The organism is Polynucleobacter necessarius (genome assembly GCF_900095175.1).
Taxonomy (GTDB): Bacteria; Pseudomonadota; Gammaproteobacteria; order Burkholderiales; family Burkholderiaceae; genus Polynucleobacter; species Polynucleobacter necessarius_I.
This window is the reverse complement of sequence record NZ_LT606946.1, coordinates 1756953-1777715: the sequence shown is the minus strand read 5'-3', so window position 1 is coordinate 1777715 and position 20763 is coordinate 1756953. Positions and strand designations below refer to the sequence as shown.

The 20763-nt window shown below is 42.8% G+C and carries 26 protein-coding genes, 1 tRNA gene and 1 pseudogene; 21 read left to right on the top strand and 7 right to left on the bottom strand.

Going from position 1 to position 20763, the window contains the following annotated elements:
• Positions 1-26: 26 nt before the first annotated feature.
• The 4 genes from DXE44_RS09305 (at position 27) to DXE44_RS11110 (ending at position 1660) form a co-directional block, all read left to right on the top strand.
• Positions 27-500: a calcium:cation antiporter gene (locus DXE44_RS09305; protein ID WP_114654183.1), complete on the top strand. Its 474-nt coding sequence runs from the start codon at positions 27-29 to the stop codon at positions 498-500.
• Between the two features lie 10 nt (positions 501-510).
• The gene (locus DXE44_RS09300) at positions 511-1035 is read left to right on the top strand and encodes a calcium:cation antiporter (RefSeq protein WP_162785914.1); all 525 of its coding nucleotides are present in this window, start codon (positions 511-513) and stop codon (positions 1033-1035) included.
• Between the two features lie 120 nt (positions 1036-1155).
• Positions 1156-1518 (top strand): DUF1275 family protein, encoded by a 363-nt coding sequence (locus DXE44_RS09295; protein WP_114654181.1) that lies wholly within the window; start codon positions 1156-1158, stop codon positions 1516-1518.
• Positions 1457-1660, top strand: a complete 204-nt coding sequence (locus tag DXE44_RS11110) for a hypothetical protein (protein WP_114654180.1) — start codon at positions 1457-1459, stop codon at positions 1658-1660. The genes DXE44_RS09295 and DXE44_RS11110 overlap by 62 nt, the downstream gene beginning before the upstream one ends.
• Before the next feature lie 484 nt (positions 1661-2144).
• Here DXE44_RS11110 and DXE44_RS09285 read toward each other — a convergent pair whose 3' ends face one another.
• Positions 2145-2729 carry a DNA-3-methyladenine glycosylase I gene (locus tag DXE44_RS09285; protein ID WP_114654179.1) on the bottom strand — a complete coding sequence of 195 codons (585 nt, stop codon included), beginning with the start codon at positions 2727-2729 and terminating at the stop codon, positions 2145-2147.
• Positions 2730-3650: 921 nt separating this feature from the next.
• Positions 3651-4409: a YoaK family protein gene (locus DXE44_RS09275; RefSeq protein ID WP_114654177.1), complete on the bottom strand. Its 759-nt coding sequence runs from the start codon at positions 4407-4409 to the stop codon at positions 3651-3653.
• A 600-nt stretch (positions 4410-5009) separates the two neighbouring features.
• Here DXE44_RS09275 and DXE44_RS09265 point away from each other — a divergent pair.
• Together DXE44_RS09265 and DXE44_RS09260 are read left to right on the top strand one after the other, a co-directional pair.
• Positions 5010-5204, top strand: coding sequence for a CopG family transcriptional regulator (locus tag DXE44_RS09265; protein ID WP_114654175.1), 195 nt, complete (start codon positions 5010-5012; stop codon positions 5202-5204).
• 9 nt (positions 5205-5213) lie between these two features.
• Positions 5214-6020 (top strand): spermine/spermidine synthase domain-containing protein, encoded by an 807-nt coding sequence (locus tag DXE44_RS09260; protein ID WP_162785912.1) that lies wholly within the window; start codon positions 5214-5216, stop codon positions 6018-6020.
• A gap of 526 nt (positions 6021-6546) precedes the next feature.
• Here the strand turns inward: DXE44_RS09260 and DXE44_RS10835 are convergent.
• Both DXE44_RS10835 and DXE44_RS09240 read right to left on the bottom strand, forming a co-directional pair.
• Positions 6547-7263 (bottom strand): annotated as a pseudogene (locus tag DXE44_RS10835) (DUF3014 domain-containing protein).
• Positions 7264-7967: 704 nt separating this feature from the next.
• Complete coding sequence (locus tag DXE44_RS09240) at positions 7968-8195, bottom strand: hypothetical protein (RefSeq protein ID WP_114654170.1); 228 nt, start codon at positions 8193-8195, stop codon at positions 7968-7970.
• A 194-nt stretch (positions 8196-8389) separates the two neighbouring features.
• Here DXE44_RS09240 and DXE44_RS09235 point away from each other — a divergent pair, with 194 nt between their 5' ends.
• From DXE44_RS09235 to DXE44_RS09215, 5 genes are all read left to right on the top strand, one after another.
• A complete protein-coding gene (locus tag DXE44_RS09235) occupies positions 8390-8731 on the top strand; it encodes a MarR family winged helix-turn-helix transcriptional regulator (protein ID WP_114654169.1) in 342 nt (113 codons plus the stop codon).
• 139 nt (positions 8732-8870) lie between these two features.
• Positions 8871-8946, top strand: a tRNA-Phe gene (locus tag DXE44_RS09230).
• A 56-nt stretch (positions 8947-9002) separates the two neighbouring features.
• On the top strand, positions 9003-9755 hold the full coding sequence (locus DXE44_RS09225; RefSeq protein WP_114654168.1) for an LpxL/LpxP family acyltransferase: 753 nt from the start codon (positions 9003-9005) through the stop codon (positions 9753-9755).
• Between the two features lie 383 nt (positions 9756-10138).
• Positions 10139-11659: a SulP family inorganic anion transporter gene (locus DXE44_RS09220; protein ID WP_114654167.1), complete on the top strand. Its 1521-nt coding sequence runs from the start codon at positions 10139-10141 to the stop codon at positions 11657-11659.
• Positions 11660-11784: 125 nt separating this feature from the next.
• Positions 11785-12495 carry a carbonic anhydrase gene (locus DXE44_RS09215; RefSeq protein ID WP_114654166.1) on the top strand — a complete coding sequence of 237 codons (711 nt, stop codon included), beginning with the start codon at positions 11785-11787 and terminating at the stop codon, positions 12493-12495.
• Positions 12496-12587: 92 nt separating this feature from the next.
• Here DXE44_RS09215 and DXE44_RS09210 read toward each other — a convergent pair whose 3' ends face one another.
• A complete protein-coding gene (locus DXE44_RS09210; RefSeq protein ID WP_114654421.1) occupies positions 12588-12938 on the bottom strand; it encodes a DUF3147 family protein in 351 nt (116 codons plus the stop codon).
• 84 nt (positions 12939-13022) lie between these two features.
• On the opposite strand from DXE44_RS09210, the gene DXE44_RS09205 reads away from it, so the two are divergent.
• From DXE44_RS09205 to DXE44_RS09175, 7 genes are all read left to right on the top strand, one after another.
• The gene (locus DXE44_RS09205) at positions 13023-13355 is read left to right on the top strand and encodes a hypothetical protein (RefSeq protein ID WP_162785909.1); all 333 of its coding nucleotides are present in this window, start codon (positions 13023-13025) and stop codon (positions 13353-13355) included.
• Positions 13356-13423: 68 nt separating this feature from the next.
• Positions 13424-14047 carry a DUF6803 family protein gene (locus DXE44_RS09200; protein WP_197712878.1) on the top strand — a complete coding sequence of 208 codons (624 nt, stop codon included), beginning with the start codon at positions 13424-13426 and terminating at the stop codon, positions 14045-14047.
• Between the two features lie 54 nt (positions 14048-14101).
• Positions 14102-14563 carry a DUF411 domain-containing protein gene (locus DXE44_RS09195; protein WP_114654164.1) on the top strand — a complete coding sequence of 154 codons (462 nt, stop codon included), beginning with the start codon at positions 14102-14104 and terminating at the stop codon, positions 14561-14563.
• A 198-nt stretch (positions 14564-14761) separates the two neighbouring features.
• Positions 14762-15247 carry a hypothetical protein gene (locus DXE44_RS09190; protein WP_114654163.1) on the top strand — a complete coding sequence of 162 codons (486 nt, stop codon included), beginning with the start codon at positions 14762-14764 and terminating at the stop codon, positions 15245-15247.
• A 136-nt stretch (positions 15248-15383) separates the two neighbouring features.
• Positions 15384-15782 carry an MAPEG family protein gene (locus DXE44_RS09185; protein ID WP_114654162.1) on the top strand — a complete coding sequence of 133 codons (399 nt, stop codon included), beginning with the start codon at positions 15384-15386 and terminating at the stop codon, positions 15780-15782.
• 58 nt (positions 15783-15840) lie between these two features.
• Complete coding sequence (locus DXE44_RS09180) at positions 15841-16341, top strand: DUF1134 domain-containing protein (protein ID WP_231970643.1); 501 nt, start codon at positions 15841-15843, stop codon at positions 16339-16341.
• 228 nt (positions 16342-16569) lie between these two features.
• Complete coding sequence (locus DXE44_RS09175; RefSeq protein WP_231970642.1) at positions 16570-16770, top strand: hypothetical protein; 201 nt, start codon at positions 16570-16572, stop codon at positions 16768-16770.
• Here DXE44_RS09175 and DXE44_RS09170 read toward each other — a convergent pair.
• On the bottom strand, positions 16760-17383 hold the full coding sequence (locus DXE44_RS09170; protein WP_162785908.1) for a helix-turn-helix transcriptional regulator: 624 nt from the start codon (positions 17381-17383) through the stop codon (positions 16760-16762). The two genes, DXE44_RS09175 and DXE44_RS09170, sit on opposite strands and share 11 nt — an antisense overlap.
• Before the next feature lie 232 nt (positions 17384-17615).
• Here DXE44_RS09170 and DXE44_RS09165 point away from each other — a divergent pair, with 232 nt between their 5' ends.
• The 3 genes from DXE44_RS09165 to DXE44_RS09155 all read left to right on the top strand — a co-directional run bounded on the left by DXE44_RS09165 (position 17616) and on the right by DXE44_RS09155 (position 19121).
• Positions 17616-18152 carry a peroxiredoxin-like family protein gene (locus DXE44_RS09165; RefSeq protein WP_114654159.1) on the top strand — a complete coding sequence of 179 codons (537 nt, stop codon included), beginning with the start codon at positions 17616-17618 and terminating at the stop codon, positions 18150-18152.
• A gap of 285 nt (positions 18153-18437) precedes the next feature.
• Positions 18438-18563, top strand: a complete 126-nt coding sequence (locus tag DXE44_RS11255; protein WP_331851848.1) for an HAD family hydrolase — start codon at positions 18438-18440, stop codon at positions 18561-18563.
• Positions 18564-19121, top strand: a complete 558-nt coding sequence (locus DXE44_RS09155; RefSeq protein ID WP_331851862.1) for a haloacid dehalogenase type II — start codon at positions 18564-18566, stop codon at positions 19119-19121.
• Positions 19122-19154: 33 nt separating this feature from the next.
• Here the strand turns inward: DXE44_RS09155 and DXE44_RS09150 are convergent, their stop codons facing one another.
• Positions 19155-20561 (bottom strand): GntP family permease, encoded by a 1407-nt coding sequence (locus tag DXE44_RS09150; RefSeq protein ID WP_114654158.1) that lies wholly within the window; start codon positions 20559-20561, stop codon positions 19155-19157.
• Positions 20562-20763 lie beyond the last annotated feature (202 nt).

The window sequence follows — 20763 nt, the reverse complement described above, 5'->3', positions numbered from 1 at the left end:
AAAACTAATAGTAAAAAATATATCCCATGATGACAGCGCTAATTCTGACGATTGCACTTATAGCCGCAGTACTTGCCTCGGTGTATTTTGTCGAAATCATCGCACATCGAGTTGGCCAACCCTATGGGACGTTAATATTGGCTATTGCAGTGACTGTGATCGAAGTGGCATTGATTGCTAGTATTTTATTAAGCAGAACTCCTGGTAGCGAAGCAGTCGTAAGAGATTCTATTTTTGCCACCATCATGATTGTATGTAACGGCATAGTAGGCGTTAGTTTATTGATAGGCGCCATTAAACATCATGAGACTGTGTTTAAGTCTGAAGGTAGCAATATTGCACTAGCTCTTTTAATTACGGCATCTACACTAGCATTTGTCTTGCCTACTTATACAACTAGTACGCCAGGGCCTAATTACTCCCTACCTCAACTCAGAGGGGCTGCTATAGCATGTTTTATTTTGTATGTGACCTGTGTATGCCCAAACTATTCGTCATAAGGCGATGTTTTTGGCGCCTATCTTTGATCATGCTGAAGAAGGCTCAAAATCCCACCCTAAGCCAAGTAATCGCAAAACAATTATTGGGGCCTTTGCGCTCCTCACCTCATTAACCGCCGTGATTGTGTTGGCCAAGCAATTGGCCCTATTTATTGAGACTGGAGTTAAGGCGGCAGGCGCACCACACGAAGTCGTTGGAATCTTGATTGCCTGTTTAGTGCTATTGCCAGAGTCTTTTACCGCAATCAGACAAGCCATCGACAACAAAATGCAAAATAGTTTTAACTTAGCATTTGGGTCAGGCTTGGCTAGCGTAGGCCTCACCATTCCAGTGGTAGCTGTTCTTTCTTATGTATTTGGCATCACTCTAACGCTGGGCCTCGATGCAAAATCATTAGTCTTCTTAATGCTCACCTTAATGCTCACCTTTATCCTAAGCATCATGACTATTTCGATGGGAAGGGCGACATTTGCTCAAGGCATTATTCACTTAGTTGTTTTTGGGGCCTACTTACGTTTAAGCATTACTCCCTAAGAAGGACTCTATTCAGTAGAATTTAAATGTCTATTCACCTGCCAGCTCAGTCGACGTAGAGGAAAAATTGATTTCATTCGCTGCGCTTGATTTTGTTAACTAACTTAACCAAGGATTTTGATGCGCATCCCTGAGCATAAATATGCTATCTATCTTTTAGCCTGTGTTTGTGGCTTAGTAGATGTCACCTGTTTTGTGGGTCTGGATGGCGTATTTTCTGCAATGATGACTGGCAATATATTGATGTTCACTATTGCACTTGCAGATGGCCATCCAATTGAAATGGGCCTCAAGTATCTTCGGGCCTTGGACGGTTTTACTATCGGCGTCATCATTGCAGCAAGGGTGATGAAAGTTTGTGGTGGCGGAAATCCGCTCGCGCAAAGCTTTTTGGATTGTTTGGTTGCTACTGGGCATTGCAATGGCCTTAACTATTTGGCGGGCGCCGGAAACACATCAGCCCCTCAGAGATATGCTGGTTAATCTTTTATCAATGGCTATGGGTGCCATGGCAACTATCGTCAGAGTACATGGCGTTCAAGATTTAGCGACTAGTCTGTTGACGGGAACATATACCTCGCTGATTGCCGAGTCGCCATTAACTGCCTCTAAAAGTGAGCGCTAGGTCAGAAGACTCACCTCCATTTTGTTATTTATTGTTAGTGGAGCTATTAGCGGCTATTTAGCAAAGATTGATCCAGCATGGTCGGCTTGGGATAGCATTTATCGTCATGTCCTTGGCTATGGTGGTATTCAATAAATCTGCCCAAGAGCAAGATGCTTAGGCTAAAACTTACAGGCCCTTAATCGCGCCCCCAGCAATACCCCTGCCCATTTAGATTTTCAGGACCTAGCCAATTGTTGGCCCTCATTAAGCTGTTTTTCGAGCTGGAATAGAGCTTCATTTATGATTGAAAGGCTAGGATAGAAGATTAAAACAGTTCTGCGCATTTGGGTCTAGGCTGGTTGCGCCTACCGCCCTACAAGCACTGGATCTATTGGCTCTCAGTGGTTTCAAATATTTCCCGAATGGCATCGACAGCGTTGAATTGGCGAGATATTTTGTATTTGATTTAGCGCAAAAAAGTTAATCGGCTAGTTGATGGACGCTATATTTTTGTCTTCCTTTTCACTGCGGCATGTCGATGACAAGAAACGAGATGATCATTAATCATTCCGCTGGCCTGCATAAACGCATAACAAATTGTTGTGCCAACAAACTTAAATCCGGCTTTTAGTAATGCCCTGCTCATTGCATCTGATTCAGGTGAGTTTGATGGCAGCTCACTTAAAGAGAGATGATTATTTTGAATGGGTTTGTTTTTAACGAATGCCCAAAGAAATTGATTGAAGGGTTGCCCACTTCTCTCAAGGGCCAAATAAGCTTTAGCGTTGCCAATCGTTGCGGCTACTTTAAGGCGATTACGAATAATTCCAGGATTTACCAATAGTTCAGCCACCTTCTTATCGTCATAGTTGGCGATCTTCTTTGGGTCGAAGTTGTCAAATGCTTCGCGATAGGTTTCTCGCTTTTTTAAGACGGTTGACCAAGAAAGACCAGCCTGGGCACCTTCCAATATCAGCAATTCAAATAATTGCCTGCTATCGTGCAGTGGAACACCCCATTCAGTATCATGATACTGGCGATATAGATCAAAGCCCTCACACCAGGGGCAGCGAATTAGTGATTTCATGTCTTGATTCTAAGGCGGTAGGTAAGATAGAGGGTGGTTAATTGCCCACCCCTAGAGTATTGGGAAAACTATAAAACTGTTCCAAATTAAACGCTTTTGAAAAGCGTTTAATTACGCGACGCCTGGCAAACCGGGTTTAATTGTTCAGCGTGAGCTAATTCTATGGGTGCGGTTATATAAACAATAGACACAGATCCAACGTCGCTTCTTATTGCTAGTGTCAAGCCATTTGCCCCCTTCAATAATCTTTTCTCTCCCATAGGAGGAGCAGAAACGAAGGGTTTTTGATAGGGGCTCTAAAGGGAATTTAATACTAATTGCCATCTTTGGAAGCATCTACTGCTGGATTTCTTGCGGAGCCAGACCTATTCTTTCTGCAAATAAAACAGGCCCCGCATATCCACCGTTTCTTTTTGGAGGCGGTTTGGATCATTTGACCAGTTGCCTCAATCTGATCTCGGCTACAGGATGAGCAAAATTTCATCTTACGTGTCAAATAATTTATGCTATTTGGCATAAGGATTACAAAAAAACCTTGATCACACTTGGCCTCGTAGATAACTTGGCCCGACATATTGTTGGCATTTCTTCTGGCTGCTAATGTCTCAATCTCAACGACAAATCGAAATTCCCGATTAATAATTAATTCTTTTGTGAGCACCCCCTCACCAGATATAGAGTCGGAACGACACAAGATGGTTCGCTCTGAAAAGTCGCACTTATGGTCTGCTACCCCATTTTTCCCCAATGGAATAGGTTCTTTTTTCTTCTTTGCTATCTACAAGAACATTATTTTTATGGGTAAAACTTGTTCCATAGCAAAAAAAGTTTTCAGATTCTCCTCTCTGAGAGCAACCGAGGAGCGAAACTGCAATACTCAAAATAATACATAGCCTTATAAAATGATTCATGATTTAAGCCTTAGGGGTGTTTTTGAATTGCCCTCTTAAGATCTCTAAATATTTGAGACATAGAGATCATTAATAATGTCGCAGAAATTGGCAGTACGGAGATATAACCAACGCGCTTAAAGGAGATTGCTCCAGTAAATGCTCCAATGAGAAACATCCCTAAAATCAGGAAATGAAGTTTGAGCTTTTGATTGTTAAATTTAACGTAGTGATGCTGGTTTGCAGACTCAGATCGAGTCCAATAGAGCATTCTGCCAACTTCAATGCCAATGTCTGTTGCAACTCCAGTCATGTGGGTGGTCCTAATTTCCGCATTTGACATCTTAGTGACAATGGCGTTTTGAAGTCCCATGACGTAACACAATAAAAAGACTATGGCCGGTATAGTCAGCTGAATATAGCTAGTGAGATATGAGCCTAGAAGGCCAAATAAAAGTAATACAAATGCCTCTAGTAGTAAGGGGAGGGCATATTGGCTGCGAATTTGTCTGCGTTTCCCCCAATTTACTAATAGCGCAGTAGTCGCTGCCCCCAAGATAAATGACACTAACAGAATCAAGCCAACAATGACGGGCATGATATTGCCTAGGGCTAAGTCATCGCCAACCGCAGAGATAATTCCACTCATATGAGATGTGTACCTATCTACAGCCAAAAAGCCGCCGGCATTAATTGCCCCAGCGACAAAGGCGAGAAAGGCACCAAGTTGATAATTTGTTTTTTTGGATCGCTGTGGGCTAGACAGTAATTGAATGGCTTGGATGGGCATTATTTCCTTAAGCCAATCGGTTGATCAAAATGATTCAGAATGTACGAATAGAAATAGTATTGCTTAAATCCATGTAAGTTCAGCTTGGTTTCTTTATTTGCTCGTCTTGCAGCTAACAGGCAATTCTCCATGATGCTAAATATTTCACCGTCGCTTAGGTCGTTCCACTCCTGAAAAGCCTTTACGACTTTTGCGTTCAATATGCCAGACGATTTAATCCACTGGTTGGTAGTTATATTTGAATGGTCATTCATCTTCTACGTAAACTCAGTTCTTGCCTTTGCAGTTCCATACGATTTTTTTGCGCGAAGCAGGTGGCGCATTTCCAGTCTTTTTCTCCGTTGCTGGTATGCGTTAATACGCCGCCCTCAAGTGGTTTGAATTGCTCACAGCTGGAGCAATTAAGTGAATGCGTGGGTTGAGTAGATCCAAGCGAAGATCCATTTATTAAACTCATGGTGTGTGCTGTGCCCTTAATTACCTTTTAGATATGGCAGCTCAAAGTAGATTTATCGCAAACAAAAGACGCCGTTGATGGAGTTATTGATTGCGTCATTATGTTAACTATATTAACATATTATTAACATAAAGGAAGACACTATGGAAAACCGAACTGCGCGACTTACCTTGTTAATTGACCCTATAAAAAAACAAGTTTTTGAGGAAATTTGTGAATTAAGGGATCAAACACCCTCTCAGGTGGTGCGCCAAATGATTCGCGACTATGTACATAAGTACGGAAATTCAGAGCAGTTAGAGCGGCTTCTACAGAGTAATCGGGAGGCAGTACTTTAAAAAATGAAGATGCGTGAGTTCAAAATGACCGAACATTGCGATAGAGCTAGCGGTGAGCCGTTTGCCATTGAAAGTCGCAAATTCACCTCTTTGCATTTTGATTATGATGCGGTGCAAAGTTTGATGGATGTAGACGACCCCATTCGCTTGGTGGTGAACTACACCCAAAGCATCATGGGCTTCACTTTATTTAATGCCAGCCCCAAGAAAATAGCCATGATTGGTTTGGGCGGTGGGTCAATCGCTAAATATTGCCATCGACACTTGCCAAACACACATATGTTGGTCATTGAGAATGATCCAAAAATAATTCAATTGCGCGATGTATTTCAAATTCCAAGTGACAGCGATTCATTTGAAGTAAAACTTGCAGATGGCGCTCAGTACTTAAAAAAACAAAAAGAGCGGCTTGATGTAATCATTATTGATGGTTTTAATAAGGATGGACAGCCATCTCAGTTATGCACCAAAAATTTCTATGATGATTGCTTTGATTGCTTTGATTGCTTTGATTGCTTTGATAGCTTGGAGCCAGGCGGTATGTTGATGATTAATTTACTTGGAGAGCACAATAAAAATAAGCAATACCAAGAATTGGTTAATCAAAGTTTTAATAATATTTCTGTCAAGGTATTGGAAAGTGATTATGCAAATCAAGTGCTATTTGCATGCAAAGGCGATGCATTGAATGTCTCAATTGAAGAATTAATGCTGCGCGCAGAAGAGTTAAGCGGGACGCATACATTTGATGTTAAAAAAGTAGCCCAAAATTTCCTATTTCATCGTCAAATAAATTATGCTGCAATCGTTGCATGATGAAAGAAGTGGGTTTATAGATTCATTTGAAAATCAGTGATTCTTCTATAAGCGGAGCAATAGTTCCAATATTTTTATCTGCCCACACCATCAAGCCTTGTTAGGTGGAGGATGGTTAATTAAGTAGGATAAATTTGTATGGCGTCTAGTTATGGGATGCTCAATGGCTACTATTGGCCTTACCCAGGCCTCACGGGGAAGGTTGCCTCTGATTCAGAAGAATTGGCAATAACAAAGAGTTACAGATAGCTTCTTTTGGTTCGCCATCGGGATGGAAGGTGGGAGATAATTCTGATGCGTGTGGGTGGCTATCTCAGTAGCCCACATCGGTAGAGCAGAGGATTCTTATATTTCTGCCTATCTAACCCACGAGCACTTCTATATTGCTACTGCGTTCTCCCAGCTTGCTTGCGGACAGATAAACCAAGTTGCCATCACTTAATATTTGCGAGCATTAAAGCCCTTTGATACTTGAATATGCATTACATCTTATTGTACGTAACGCTCTCCGCCTGCTTTAACCGCCTCACGATGGAATTGGGCGATTTATCAGCTCCCGAAAAGACTTTAATTTCGCTTTTACTGTGGATTCATTTTGAGGCCCCAGTCTTAGCATGATCTTTTGACCAATGGTCAGTTGTTCATATAAGGAATTTTGAAACTGGTAATGAGTCCATGGTTGGGCAAATTGATATGGACCCCCTACTTTCATCATTTCGACTGGCATAAATTCAGAGGCTTCGGGAGTTTAAATTAATAAGTCCAGGACTTGAATGAAACGCTGGTTAAATTGTTTATCAGGATAGCCAATACTTGCATAAGTCTCCTGAATCTTGGGGTAGAAAGCAAAGTAAAGCGCTGCAGCTTTTGGAAGATCAATTTTCTTAATGGCGTCAACATAAGTTTGATAGCGTTGAGCGTTAGTGGAAGCAATAACCACTTGACCATCACGTATCTCAGTTTGGAATCGCCCATCTGCTTTTTTAACTGGCCACTTTTCAATAGAAGAGACTGGGCCACCTAAATTATCAACGGTTACAACAAAATGATTGATGAAATCATTTATCCTCAATAATGACAGTAGCGCTTTTTCACCAAAAAGCTCTAATAAGGCTGTATTGATATTTTTTGGTGAGTTGCCTAATATGGGAAGCTCTACTGGCGATACTTTTATTTCTACGGGTGGCGCAGTAAGACTGAGAATAGGACTTTCGCCCCCACTGATCGCTGTGGGAGTTTGCATCTTAGAGGGAGAGTAATTGCCGTAATAGTGCTTATAAAAGAACAATCCCATTGCAATCACTATGGCCACAATTGCACCAATGATGACGGGATTAGGTGAATGAGCTTTCATATTGCGCCCCTAATAAATTGGCTAATCTAAGCCAAAATTGTCGACATTTATTCAGACTTCTTTGCACTTAGCGTTAATCAGCTAGAGCTTTGCTGTTAGTTGTATGGTACATCCAAGAATGGCTTCGGGCATAGATATTGATGGGATACAGTGATTGCCAGGGCAGCTTGGATCAGCCTACGCATAATTGCTTTAATCTTGAAGTATCGCTGAGTTAGCTATATTTGGTAGTAGGTTAAGTATTTTGTTGTCGTAAGCCATCTTAAGGCAGAAGTAAACGCCTCTTTTCTCGGGGGTTTGGAGTCCTCCTGAAGTGTAGGCATGTCCTCTTATGATTACATCATCACGTCCCGATCTAGTAACCCTGCATCAGTAAATTAATAATCTTTTCGCTATCGTCACAATAAGCAATTCGCAATTCGTATTCTCCAATAAATTCAGCATGTCTAAGTTCTCTTGGGCCATAAGGGGCTTCAATTTTTAAGCCGCTGAATTGGTCTTGTATTACAAGCATTTGAAGTTCGTGATTAATCCTAATGATTTGAAATGATCTAGGCTGTCTATAGATCTTGAACATATCAATTCATGCCAAGTTATTTCATAAACCTTGTTTTTTTGCTGGTACCATCTTTGTAGTGAAGCGCAACACAATAAGGCCCAGCAATTTTGGCTTCTCTTAGCTCTTTGGGGCCAATATTGACTTCAGCGCGAATACCAAACTGCTTGTCTTCCAGTACGACCACATTTCGAATGGGGTCTATTTCTTCGATAACAAAAGAGCTGCGTGCAGGAAGAATAAATTCGAGTAGTTTTTTGAGCATATATTTGTTATGAAATTTATATCAAATATGTTCTGTAAATCTAAATGTTGTCTACAAGAGAAAGCATCTTTACAGCTCTAAAGATGGGCTAATTGATAAGATGAGAGGAAATCTTAGGGTAACTACGGGGATAGTCATGGCAATATAATTGACCTTGAGCAAGAAAGTTCTCGGCCTAATAGTTAAAATTCATTATGCCTGTAGCAAACACCACCACAAAATACGTTACTGCATATCTTGATTTTGTGGATCGCAGAGACTCAATGCGCAATCAGTGCAATTTTTCAATAAAAGAGTGCTTAGTATTGCGTGTGATCACTAGGCAATATTTAAAACAAGAGGCATTTAGAGTTAAGCAATTATTGGATATGGACTTTATTGCTTCTCCTGCCACCATTCATGGAATCATCAAAAGGTTGGTTGCTAAAAAAGCAATTAAGCTTGTGCAAGATAAACATGATGGAAGAGTGAAGTATCTAGTGCCCAGTACCAAGTCAATTAATTTGCTTGCCGAGCTGGGCAAGTTGGTTCGTTAATCCCCCGTCTATTAATTCTACCGTCCCGTAGGGTCTCCCATCCCCACACAGCAGGATTTCTCAGCAAAATCCGGCAGAGTCAGCTCAGTTCGCCAATTTAGTAAGCCCATTTTCAGTTTCATTTATAATTCCAACTCTTGGCCTGGTAGCTCAGTCGGTAGAGCAGAGGATTGAAAATCCTTGTGTCGGTGGTTCGATTCCGCCCCGGGCCACCAAGAAATACCAAAACCACCTTCGGGTGGTTTTTCATTAATAGCGTCTAGAATGGCCAATGTTGTATTTCACATTGAGGCTATTTAGCTCTCTTCCATTGGCAGCCATTCAAATTATTGGGGCAGGCATAGGCGTATTGGTTTACTTGTTTTCTTCTAGGTACCGACAACGCCTGTATAAAAATCATCAGAGCGCAGCCCATTATTCGGGATTCAAATCAACCCCGTGGAGGGTGGCGGCTGAATCTGGAATGATGTTTGCTGACACATTATGGATTTGGCGACATCCAAAATCGCCCATTGAGAAAGTTAGCACAGAGCATTTAGATCAAGTTATTGAGCTATCCAAAAATGGAAAAGGCTTAATTGTTCTTGCTTCACATTTAGGGGGCTTTGAAATAGTGCCACGTATTTTTGCTGAGCATACAAGAGCAACAGTAATGTATAGACCAGCTAGAAAAAAATGGGTGAATCAGCTTATGCTTAAGTCACGTAAACACCCTGAAATTGATTTTGTTGAAGCGAATATTAGTGGGGTTCGTCAGATTAAACGAGCTTTAGTAAAAGGTGAGGTAGTTGGCCTATTGGCAGATCGGGTGCCTAGCGTTGGCGATGGTGTATGGGCTAAATTTTTTAATCAATATGCTTACACAACCTCATTCCCAATTAAATTAGCTCGCCAAGCAAATGTAGCAATTCTTTTTGTTGGAGCAGAAAGACTGGGGTTAGGAAGAGGCTGGCTAATTAAGAGTCGATTGATGACAGGAGCCTTTCCCAATTGCCTAGTTGATGCCTGTACAGAAATGAATTAGTGTTTTGAGAAAATGATACTTTCAAAGCCACACCAATATATGTGGTCTTACAACCGCTACAAAAGACCAGCGGGAGCAGAATTGCCTCCCACAGAGTAAGGCATCCTTAGTCCCGGTCGATTTCGCCCCGGGCCACCAAGAAACACCAAAACCACCTTCGGGTGGTTTTTTCATTGCTGATGCTCGTGATGTCTTTTGAAACGACAAAGTCATTATCAACACCCTAGTGATTTAGAATGTCACAAATTAAAACACCAATGTAATTGCTCTCATTCTTCGCCTTCGCGGCATTCAAATCTAAGTTCAGCCCATATCGCTGAATTCTTTAGTTATTCAAAAATCTAATTGCCTTTGGGCTGTTGGAATGTATTTGTGGAAATAATATGAAGTCAATCTCAGCACAAGAAATCAAAATCAATATTCTCGGCGGCTTAACTGTTGCCCTGGCCATGGTGCCAGAGGCAATCGCCTTCGCACTTGTAGCGCATGTGTCACCTTTAACTGGTTTATACGCCGCTTTTATCGTCGCGCTCATTACCTCAGCATTCGGTGGGCGGCCAGGAATGATTTCTGGCGCTACGGGCGCGCTGGCAGTTGTCATGGTGGCATTGGTTATTACTCATGGCGTCGAGTATCTATTTGCTACCGTAGTCCTGATGGGCATATTACAAGTGCTATTTGCTACAGCAAAGCTAGGTAAGTTAATTCGGATGGTGCCTTACCCAGTGATGCTAGGTTTCGTGAATGGTTTGGCAATTGTGATTTTCTTGGCACAGTTCAGTCATTTCAAGGTCACGGATGCCGATGGTGTTACTACTTGGATGAGTGGCCAAGCTCTATATGTCATGGGAGGCCTCATTGCCTTGACGATGGCCATCATCTATCTCTTTCCTAAGATCACTAAAGCTGTTCCAGCCACGCTGGTAGGCATTCTCGTTGTGTCCTTGCTAGTTGCCTTCACAGGAATTGAAACGAAGACCGTAGGAGACTTGGGCTCTATTGCCGGTGGCTTACCAACATTTCACATTCCTAGTGTGGATTTGAGCTTTGAAACTTTGCGAATCATTTTTCCATACGCCCTTATTTTGGCTGCGATTGGTTTGATTGAGTCTTTGCTCACACTCAATTTAATTGATGAAATGACTGATACCCGTGGACAGCCTAATCGTGAGTATATGGCGCAAGGGGCTGCCAATATCGTGACGGGATTCTTTGGTGGTATGGGCGGTTGCGCCATGATTGGTCAAAGCATGATCAACGTAAACAACGGCGCATTACGAAGATTGTCAGGCATCTCAATGTCTTTATTCTTACTAAGTTTCATTTTGTTTGGATCTGGCCTGATTGAAGCTATTCCACTGGCAGCACTCATAGGTGTGATGTTCTTTGTATCTGAGAAAACCTTTGAATGGGGCAGCTTAGCCGCGCTTAAAAAGATTCCGAGATATGATGCCATCATTGTTGTTGCAGTAACCGTTGTCACCGTATTTACTGATTTGGCCATTGCCGTCATTCTGGGTATTGTGATTGCTGCGCTAGTCTTTGCTTGGCAGCATGCTAAACGGATTAATGTCAAAACTTACACAGATGACAGAGGATGGAAAGTCTATGAGCTAGAGGGCTCACTCTTTTTTGCTTCGATTGCCCAATTTCAGAACTTGTTTGGTCCAAAGGAAGATCCCGAGCATGTTGTGATTGAATTTAGGCGCTCTAAGGTGGTTGATCATTCAGCTGTAGAGGCAATCGATACTCTGGCTAGTCGTTATCAGGCAGAAGGTAAGCGGCTTCATCTGAGACATCTGAGCCCTGATTGCCTAGAGCTATTGGAGAAAGCAAAATATATGGTGGAGGTCAACTCCTATGAAGATCCCCATTACCATATTGCCGATGATAAGCTGGGCTAGAGGCACGCATCCTCGGCTCTGGTTCGATTTTGCCCCGGGCCACCAAGAAATACCAAAACCACCTTCGGGTAGTTTTTTCATGCTTTCTGGGTTAAAAGGGTAATGTCGCCAACCACTCTAAGGAGATGAAAATGAATTCAAATTCCCGCCGTAATGCGCTGAAAATATTTAGCGCAGCTTTTATGTTGTCTATGCTTGGAGGCAAAATAGCTTGGGCGGCAAGTGATAGCCCGCCACTACCTGCAAATGTGATGACTCCTGAGGCTGCTCTTAAGCGATTAATGGACGGCAATAAAAGATATGTCTCGGGGAAATTGAATGTGCGTGATTTTAATCAATCCAGAGTGGCATTAGCCAAAGGTCAAAATCCTTATGCTTCCATATTATCGTGCGCCGATTCTAGGGTGGGCCCAGAGTTTTGCTTTGATGAGGGTCGTGGTGATTTATTTGTAAATCGTTTGGCTGGTAACTTCGTTACCCCAGATATTTTGGCTAGCATCGAATACGGTGCTGCCGTGTTGAGAGCCCCAGTAATTATGGTCTTAGGGCATTCTGAATGTGGCGCAGTCAAAGCAGCGATTGATGCAGAAAAAAACCACACTGATTATCCAGGCCACATCCAGAACATAACATCTGCCTTAAGTCCCGCTGTTAAGGCAGGGCAAAAACATGGGGGCAATTTGTTAACGTCGACCACTTTAGAAAATATCAAAATCAATGTGGTCAAGCTTAAGGAATCAACTCCTTTACTCAGAAAGATGGTTGATGATAAGAGGTTAATAGTAGCGGGCGGTTTGTATCATTTGAATACGGGCAAGGTTGAGCTGGTCGCTTAGGTCACAAATAGAGCCATACATCCTTGGGTCTTGCTGCGATTCCACCCTGGGCCACCAAGAAACACTAAAACCACCTTCGGGCAGTTTTTTATTTAAAGAAGATTAATTCCAAAGCTTTTCATCAGCAAGGCAAATAAGCCAAAACAGATAACTGTTGCCACTACGGACGCGCCCATCGTCATCCAGAATCCTAGCCTTGGAAGCAGGTACGAAAACAATATAAATATAGGGAGTGTTGGAATCACATACCAAAAGGTGTAATAGGCGTGATTGGCAATCTTTTCTTCAGGCTGGTTTTCTACATACAGCCATACTAAAGTTAAAAGGGTCATTAAGGGCAGTGCCGCAATAAACCCGCCCAACCTATCACTTCGTTTGGCAACTTCAGAAATGAATACAACCATTCCTGCGGTTAGTAGATATTTAGTAATAACCCAAGCCATAGATGCCTTAAGTGTGTTTGCTTGTTCCATTATAGGAATGTTGTTTAAAACGACAAATCTAGCAAATGGGCATAGAATGGAAACATGAGTAGGATATTTATCGCCCTTTGCTTTAGTCTATTTGCCAGCTTGATTCATGCGGCAGTGATGCCTATGAACTTATCGGCACATCAGCCTCAAGTTACTGTTACTGATAACTTAGCCCATCATTGTGATGAGGTGGCAAGTAATTCTCACGATACAAATACTAATCAACCCTGCCATGGCGACGGTTATCAGTGCTGTTTAGGTTTGGTTGTTATTCCAATATTGAGTATTGAGTTATCGGCAGGCTCCACCCAAGCTCCGCCTTTAAAGGGCTCATCATTGGTTCTTCAGCCAATGATTAACTTCATCTATAAACCTCCAAAAGTCTAAGCTAATTTCGTAATACAAGTTAGCTTGATTTGTGACGCCTAGTCACGCTTATATTTTGGAGAAACACAATGAACATGACTCACTACATGGAGTTGCTGGCTGTTAACCAGCCATGGAATTTAATAATCTTTATGGCCATACCAATTGTTTTGGCCGAAACCTTAGCTATCACTGAGTTATACCTGCTCTTTACTCGTAAGTTTGATGGCGCTATTTATTACCTCAACCGCTTTTCTGGGATAGCTGTTGGCGTTTACTTTATAGGCATCATTTACTACATTGTGACTAACGCCATTATTCCTATTACACAGACAGGCGAGTGGAGAACGGTGATTGATGTGATTGCTGTGAGTACTTATGTTGTCGCTGGTTTACCCCTGATTTGGATTGCCCTACAAGAGTTCGGTTTGGTTAATCGGGCGCTAGATCAAATGGGTAAGTTAAAGATTCATGCGATCTGTGTTGCCTTGTTTTTGGTGTTCGGCCATATCGCCATGATCGCAGGCATGCTTGATCCATCCATTCTTGGTTACAAGGGAGCTAGTTCTCATCAAATGAGTTCTGGTGCTGATAGTCATGAGTTCTGTCATCCCGAAGAGCATGAAAAGATGGCGAAGCAACATCAGCAAATGATGGGTAACGGCCAAATGAAACAAAACATGCCAATGAATACCCAAGGGCACAATCATTAATCAGGGGATTGCCCGTAAGGGCAATCTCTACTTTAAGAAAGTGATGGTTAAAAGATGAAACTAATAAATCAACAAAGAAGACTTATTTCTTTAGGATTGGTTTTATTGTCTACGCTAAGTTTTGCGGTCACTGAAAAACCTGTGATTACTATGTGGAAGAGTCCTACTTGCGGCTGTTGTAAAGATTGGGCTGAACATGTTGAAAAGAATGGCTTTGCTGTTAAGACTTATACAGATGGCAATGATGAGATTCGCAAGAAGTTGGGAATGCCTATCCAATTTGGCTCTTGTCACACCGCATTAATTGGTGGGTACGCGATTGAAGGTCATGTGCCTGCTAAAGAAATTAAGCGGCTGCTGGCAGAACGGCCCAAGGCGGTTGGACTTGCTGTTCCTGCTATGCCAGTGGGCTCCCCGAGTATGGGTGGTCCTGAATATAGGGGGAGAAAAGATCCCTACGATGTTTTATTAATTGGATTTAATAGCAAATCCACTATCTACCAAGCCTACAGGTAGCGTCAGCGATCCTAGGCCCTGGTCGATTCCGCCCCGGGCCACCAAGAAACACTAAAACCATCTTCGGGTGGTTTTTCGTTTGGGGCGCACGGCTCCAAATGCGTCATCAAAATTACTCCACGGTTGGTTTCGGTGCTAGATACAATCCATCTAACAGGTTGTAAAAGTTAACCGAACGGTATTAATTGGGCGCTCAAAATGAAGGACATTTCAATTGGTGACTTATCTTCTTTTGGCCTATTGATAGGCTTTATTGTCGTGTTTTTCGTATTGATTGTGTATCACGGTTTATGTTTGTGGGCCGCACAATCTATGTACCATCGACACGCGAATAAATTGATTGCTAAGAAGCAATATTTCCGAATGGAAATTTTTTTCTTTATGGGCTTATCTGCACTAGCGTTGATTCATTTAAGTGAGATTGGCATACTATCTCTCTTGGGTTTAATGCATGGAGTGGCAACAAGTATTGATCACGCTATTGTTGTGATTGGTGGCATATACACAACGATTGGATCTGAGCAGGCTGTTTCAAATCTGCCAAGTAGATATCGCATTCTTGCTGTGGTTCTTTCAATGAGCAGTCTTTTTTGCTTTGCTTGGAGCACCGCTGTAATGATGGATATGATGCGCACTTATCGCAAAATAAAAGGTTCAGATGAGGCAGTTGTGGGCGACAGCTAGAGATAGCCTAGAGTTGCATAAGATCTCCTAAGGCCTTGGTAGATTCCGCCCCGAGCTACCAAGAAATACTAAAACCACCCTCGGGCGGTTTTTTCTTTTTCTGATTAATATCTAGGAATTCTCCCGGGAGCTCTAAATGCTATTAGTCACCTCAATCATTGCTTCTGTATTAACCATCATCTTTATCAAACTCTCATTTGCGGTCATTGGGCTTAGAAGAAAGAACAAGTGTGGCCTGGGAAGCGGGGGTCATGATGATCTTGAGAGGGCGATTCGTGCCCAAGGAAACTTTGCCGAATACGTGCCATTCGGAATCATTTTGATTGCTTGTCTAGAGTTGAATGGTGCGCCTTGGTGGTTGGTTGCCATTCCAGGCATCGCTTTAATTATCGGACGCTTAATTCATGCTGTAGGCATTAATGAGCCACCACCAGATTTCAGTAAGCGCATTTTGGGAATGAAGTTTACATTTGCTACGTTGATTACATTGGCTATATTGAACTTGGGGTGGACTCTGTATAAGCTGGTTGGATAAGGTTGGCCCTGATGATTTGTAATGCTTGCTTAACTAGAGTAAGCTTTAAATAGTAATATTGCTAATTACGCAATCCAGATTTAAAGGTTGCAACCAGTGGAGAAGTTATATTACAAATATTCGTAAAGCCCTATCTTTTTTAATTTTGGGGCTAGCTGTCTTAAGTTTCGGTGCTAGCGCTGCAGATGCGCCTAAGAAGCCATCTGGCACGGTCAGCATTAATGAAACCCAGTTCGCTTTAATTATTGGTGGAAGCACTGGCGGTGGTGTGTTGACCTACCAAGGAAAAAAATACCCCTTCAAGATTGGTGGCATGAGCCTAGGCGCTAATGTGGGCGTATCCAAGTTATCTGCTTCTGGTGAAGTTTATGACTTGAGTGAGCTATCAAAGTTTCCAGGAACGTTTACTAAACTCGAGAGCAGCATTACCTTGGGTGGTGGTGTTGGCGGAACTATTCTGAAGAACGAGAATGGTGTAATCATGCGCTTAACAGGCACCTCTGAAGGGCTGCAATTAAATCTTAGCGCTAGCGGTGTCTCTGTGAAGTTTGATAAGTAATTGGAGTATGTATGAGGTACACTGCTGAATTCTCGAGGATTGCGCCGCTCTCTGAAAACCACCTTCGGGTGGTTTTTTCATTTGTGGGTTTTATGAAATTCCTCAAAAATAAGATAGAGTTTCAAGGTTGGTGAAGTCTATTCATATGTAAGTCTGGGGATAAAAAATGAAATGGCGCTATTAAGCGTCTGCGCTTTCTTTTGTTTTGGCTCTGCAACCGCCCAAGCAATGACCCCCATTCTTCTGGAAGTGGATGTCGGAAGAGAGTCTGGGGTTTTCTCAAAATCTCCAGTTGTTCAAAGGGCGATATTGCTTAAGCCTTTCACACAAGCATATACGGCCTTGCTCTTTTATCGTGGTTGGTCTGGAATTGCCAATATCAAGACAGAAAATGATTGGAAAGGAAATCTAATTTCTTCTATGCTCTAGGCCATTGATCTTTAGTTGATCGGCGGCTCAGTGCGCGCGAGAGAGTAGATGCACTTGAATAGCCTGTATGATGCGCTGCCTGCTTTAGGCCCATGCCGTTAACAATGAGTCGCCGCGCTAAATTCAGCCGAATCCATTCTATATATTTACCGGGTGTTATTTGCATCAGCCGCTTAAATTGATATGCATACGATGTACGTGACATTCCCGCTTCTAGAGCAAGAATTTCTAGAGACCAGTTCTTGGATGCATCCTCATGGATGGCAACAAGTGTTCTGGCAATTCTTGGATTGGCTAACGCACTAAATAGACCGGTAGTTTTTTGTGGCCGAGCAACCAAATGCCTCAGTAAGCCAATCAGCAAAATATCTCCAGCACGATTAATTAATAAAGGCCGACCGCATCTGGTAGCAGCCATTTCACTTGAAATTAAGCGCACAATTTGAGTGAGTGAGGCATCTGCATTGTCTAGGTTAATGAAGAGCTGCTCTGAAAACTCCGATAAAAATATAGGCGCCAATGGCCCATCTAGCTCCACCTCAAAACTCATCCACTTCTTTGTATGCGGCGGCAAAACCATATCATCAGGGGCTGGGCAGACGAGTAATGCCATATTCTCAAGAGAGGGGCTTGGTTTTTGCGGATGTTCATCAACCAAAATATGCAAACCAAAGCCGACGGGCCGCTCATTAAGTGAGACTCGGGGGCGAGTCCCTGCAAGAGGGCGGATAGTCGATCTAGATTTGGGGTGGGCATATTTGTACTAAAAGCAAATAAATATGGACACATTGTTGCATTTAATCAGTAATAATCAAAATTCATAACTTTTTAAGAAGAGGCTTTCTGTGCTGATACCCCGTCAAACTACTCCTGCATTAAGCGTCCCTACCTTGCATCATGGCACTTTTGATACGTCCAATGATGCTGCCGAGAATTTCACATTAATAGTGTTTTATCGCGGTCTTCATTGCCCAATATGTATGAAGTATCTGTTGGAGTTGGCGCGTTTAGTTCCCGAGTTTGAAAAACGTGACGTTAAAGTTATTGCCATCTCTAGCGATACTAAAGAGCGCGCAGAGCAAATGGCTGAAAAACTCAACGCCCCTGAATTGCGAATGGGCTATGGATTAAGCTTGAATGTTGCGCGTCAATGGGGCATGTATATCAGCACCTCACGCGGTTTAACGTCAATTGGAATAGAAGAACCTGCCTTATTCTCTGAGCCAGCAGTCTTTATCGTAAGACCGGACACTTCGCTTTATTACGGCGCTGTCCAAACGATGCCTTTCGCACGCCCTAATTTCACCGACCTATTGGGCGCAATTGATTTTGCCTTGGCCAAAGATTATCCAGCGCGTGGTGAATACACTGGTGCTGTATAGGCAATCATTGCTTGGACAATGTAAAAAATAAGAGATCTAAAGATGCCATTTGTGCGAATAGATTTAGGTAAGCAATATCCCGATGGAGTGGCCCAGAAAATTGGGGATATTGTTTATGAGGCCATATTGAAGATATGCTTTATCAGTCAGGCTTTAGGCCGCCATCAATAGATCTTCCTGTCTACATAAGAGATGCTTTTAGTGAATCAGGGCTTGGATAAGACATCATCAGACGGCGCCGTTTTAAACGGCAATACAAGCAAATACCAATAATGAGGAGACTTCATGTATAAGCCCATAGCCTTTGATGCTTACGGCACATTGTTTGATGTTTATTCCATGGGAGAGTTGGCGGAAGCGTTATTTCCGGGTAATGGCCAAGCCTTCGCGTTAATGTGGCGAGACCGCTAAATTGAATACACACGCCTCGTCACTATGAGTGACCCCAATCCTAGTGGCAGCAAGCACTATCTCCCCTTTTGGGAGTTAACAGTTCGCTCATTACATTACGTTTGCAAGCGTATGAACTTAAATCTCACCCAGGACGATGAGAAGTGCTTGATGGGTCAGTATGCAAAGCTCACTGGTTTTGAAGATAGCCTAACCGTCCTCAAGACAGTAAAAAGCAAAGGAATACCAACGGCCATTTTGTCTAACGGCAGCAGAGAGATGCTGGCAACAGTAGTTAAGAGCAATGGTTTGATGCCCTATTTGGATCAAGTTATCACGGTTGAAGATATACGGTTATTTAAGACGGCCCCACAAGCTTATGAGCTTTTATTAAAAGCATTTCCAGTCAAAAAAGAAGAAATTCTATTTGTGTCAAGCAACGCTTGGGATGCGCTAGGCGCAAAGTGGTTTGGATTTGATATATTTTGGGTTAATCGCCTTGGACACCCTTTTGAGGAAATTGGTGAGAAGCCAAACTATGAAGGCAATTCTTTAAGTAAGGTTCTAGAGGTTATTTAGTGGATATTGCGAGCCATTGAACGGGCAGCCCGCTCAAAAGCTGCCAAAGAACGAGGCTAGAGTAATCACTAGAACCAACGCAAGTAACGGGAAAACAATAGTTACCATTGCAATGTAGCGATAACCTTCTCGGTGAGTAAGTTGGCAAATGCCAAGCAGAGTAATCACAGCGCCATTGTGGGGAAGCGTATCCATGCAGCCTGAGGCCATTACAGCAATTCGGTGAAGGATCTCGGGACTGATTCCGAGGGCAACTGCCTTGGCTAAGTAGTCGGCGCCAAGTGTCTGTAGGGCGATAGACATGCCGCCAGACGCAGAGCCTGTAATGCCCGCTAGCGCATTAACGGCAACAGCTTCACTAATGAGAGGGTTACCAGGCGCAATGCTGAGAACAAATTCGCGAATCAGAATAAATCCGCCTAAGCTTGCAATCACTGAGCCATATCCAACTTCTGACGCTGTATTCAAAATTGGCAGCATGGAGCCAATGGAGCCCTGATTAATTGCCTCATTTGCCCTTGCAGTTTGTTTGGCGACAACCGCTTGCAGCGCATAAATAAACAAAATGCCCACGGTTAAGGCAATGATGATGGCCCAGATTCCAGCAAGGGATGAGAGCGAGGTGATGCCAAAGGTATTGTTGTGCAAAAACTCAGGGTGCCAGTTGGGCAAAAACCATTTGGCCATTAACAGGTTAGTCAGGCCCATCAGCAAAATGGGCACAATAGCCAACTGAAATGAAATATTTTTGGAGTCATCCGACATTTTTTCTGATGTCTGAAAATCCACTGCCATATCTTCTTGCTTAGCAGGTATTTTGCCGAGTAAACGTTTCTGACGATTGAGCCACACCGTACCAAAACCTAGCATGACGCAGCTAGCAATCAAGCCCAAGCCCGGTGCTGCAAATGCATCTGTTCCAAAGAAAGGACTTGGAATTGAGTTTTGTACAGACGGTGTTCCAGGGAGAGCTGTCATGGTGAAGGTGAATGCACCAAGAGCAATTGCGCCGGGAAGAAGATTGAGTGAGATGGCTGAGCGTTCAAATAGTGACTTGCCAATCGGATACATCATGAATGCGACCACAAATAGAGATACGCCGCCATACGTCAAAATAGCACAAGCTAAGACCACCGCCAAAAGGGCATGCTGAGAACCTAGTTTTTGAGTAATACCATTTGCGATCACTAGTGCATAGCCTGAAGATTCCATCAGCTTACCAAATACAGAACCTAGCAAGAAGAGTGGGAAGTATTGAATGAGATAGCCGCCCATGGCCTTCATAAATACTTGGGTATAAACGGGTAATAGATCACCGGGGTTGCCACTCAGCAGTACCGCTAAGAGAGCCATGACTGGCGCCAAAATCAACACGCTCATACCGCGATAAGCGAGCAACATCAATAGGCCGAGGGAGGCAACAATTGCGATTAAGTCCATGGCGTGATCACTCGCATATCAGAAATAGTAATGTCTCAGTATAGTAATGTGTGTTGGCTAGAAATCAATTTCTTGAATAAGCCCATGATCTTAGGAAGGCGAAAGAGAACAATTTGCTATATAAATGAAAAAACTATAAAAACTGTTATCAATTAAATTAGAAAAAAGAAAGGGGCAAAAATTTGCCCCTTTATCAAACGGC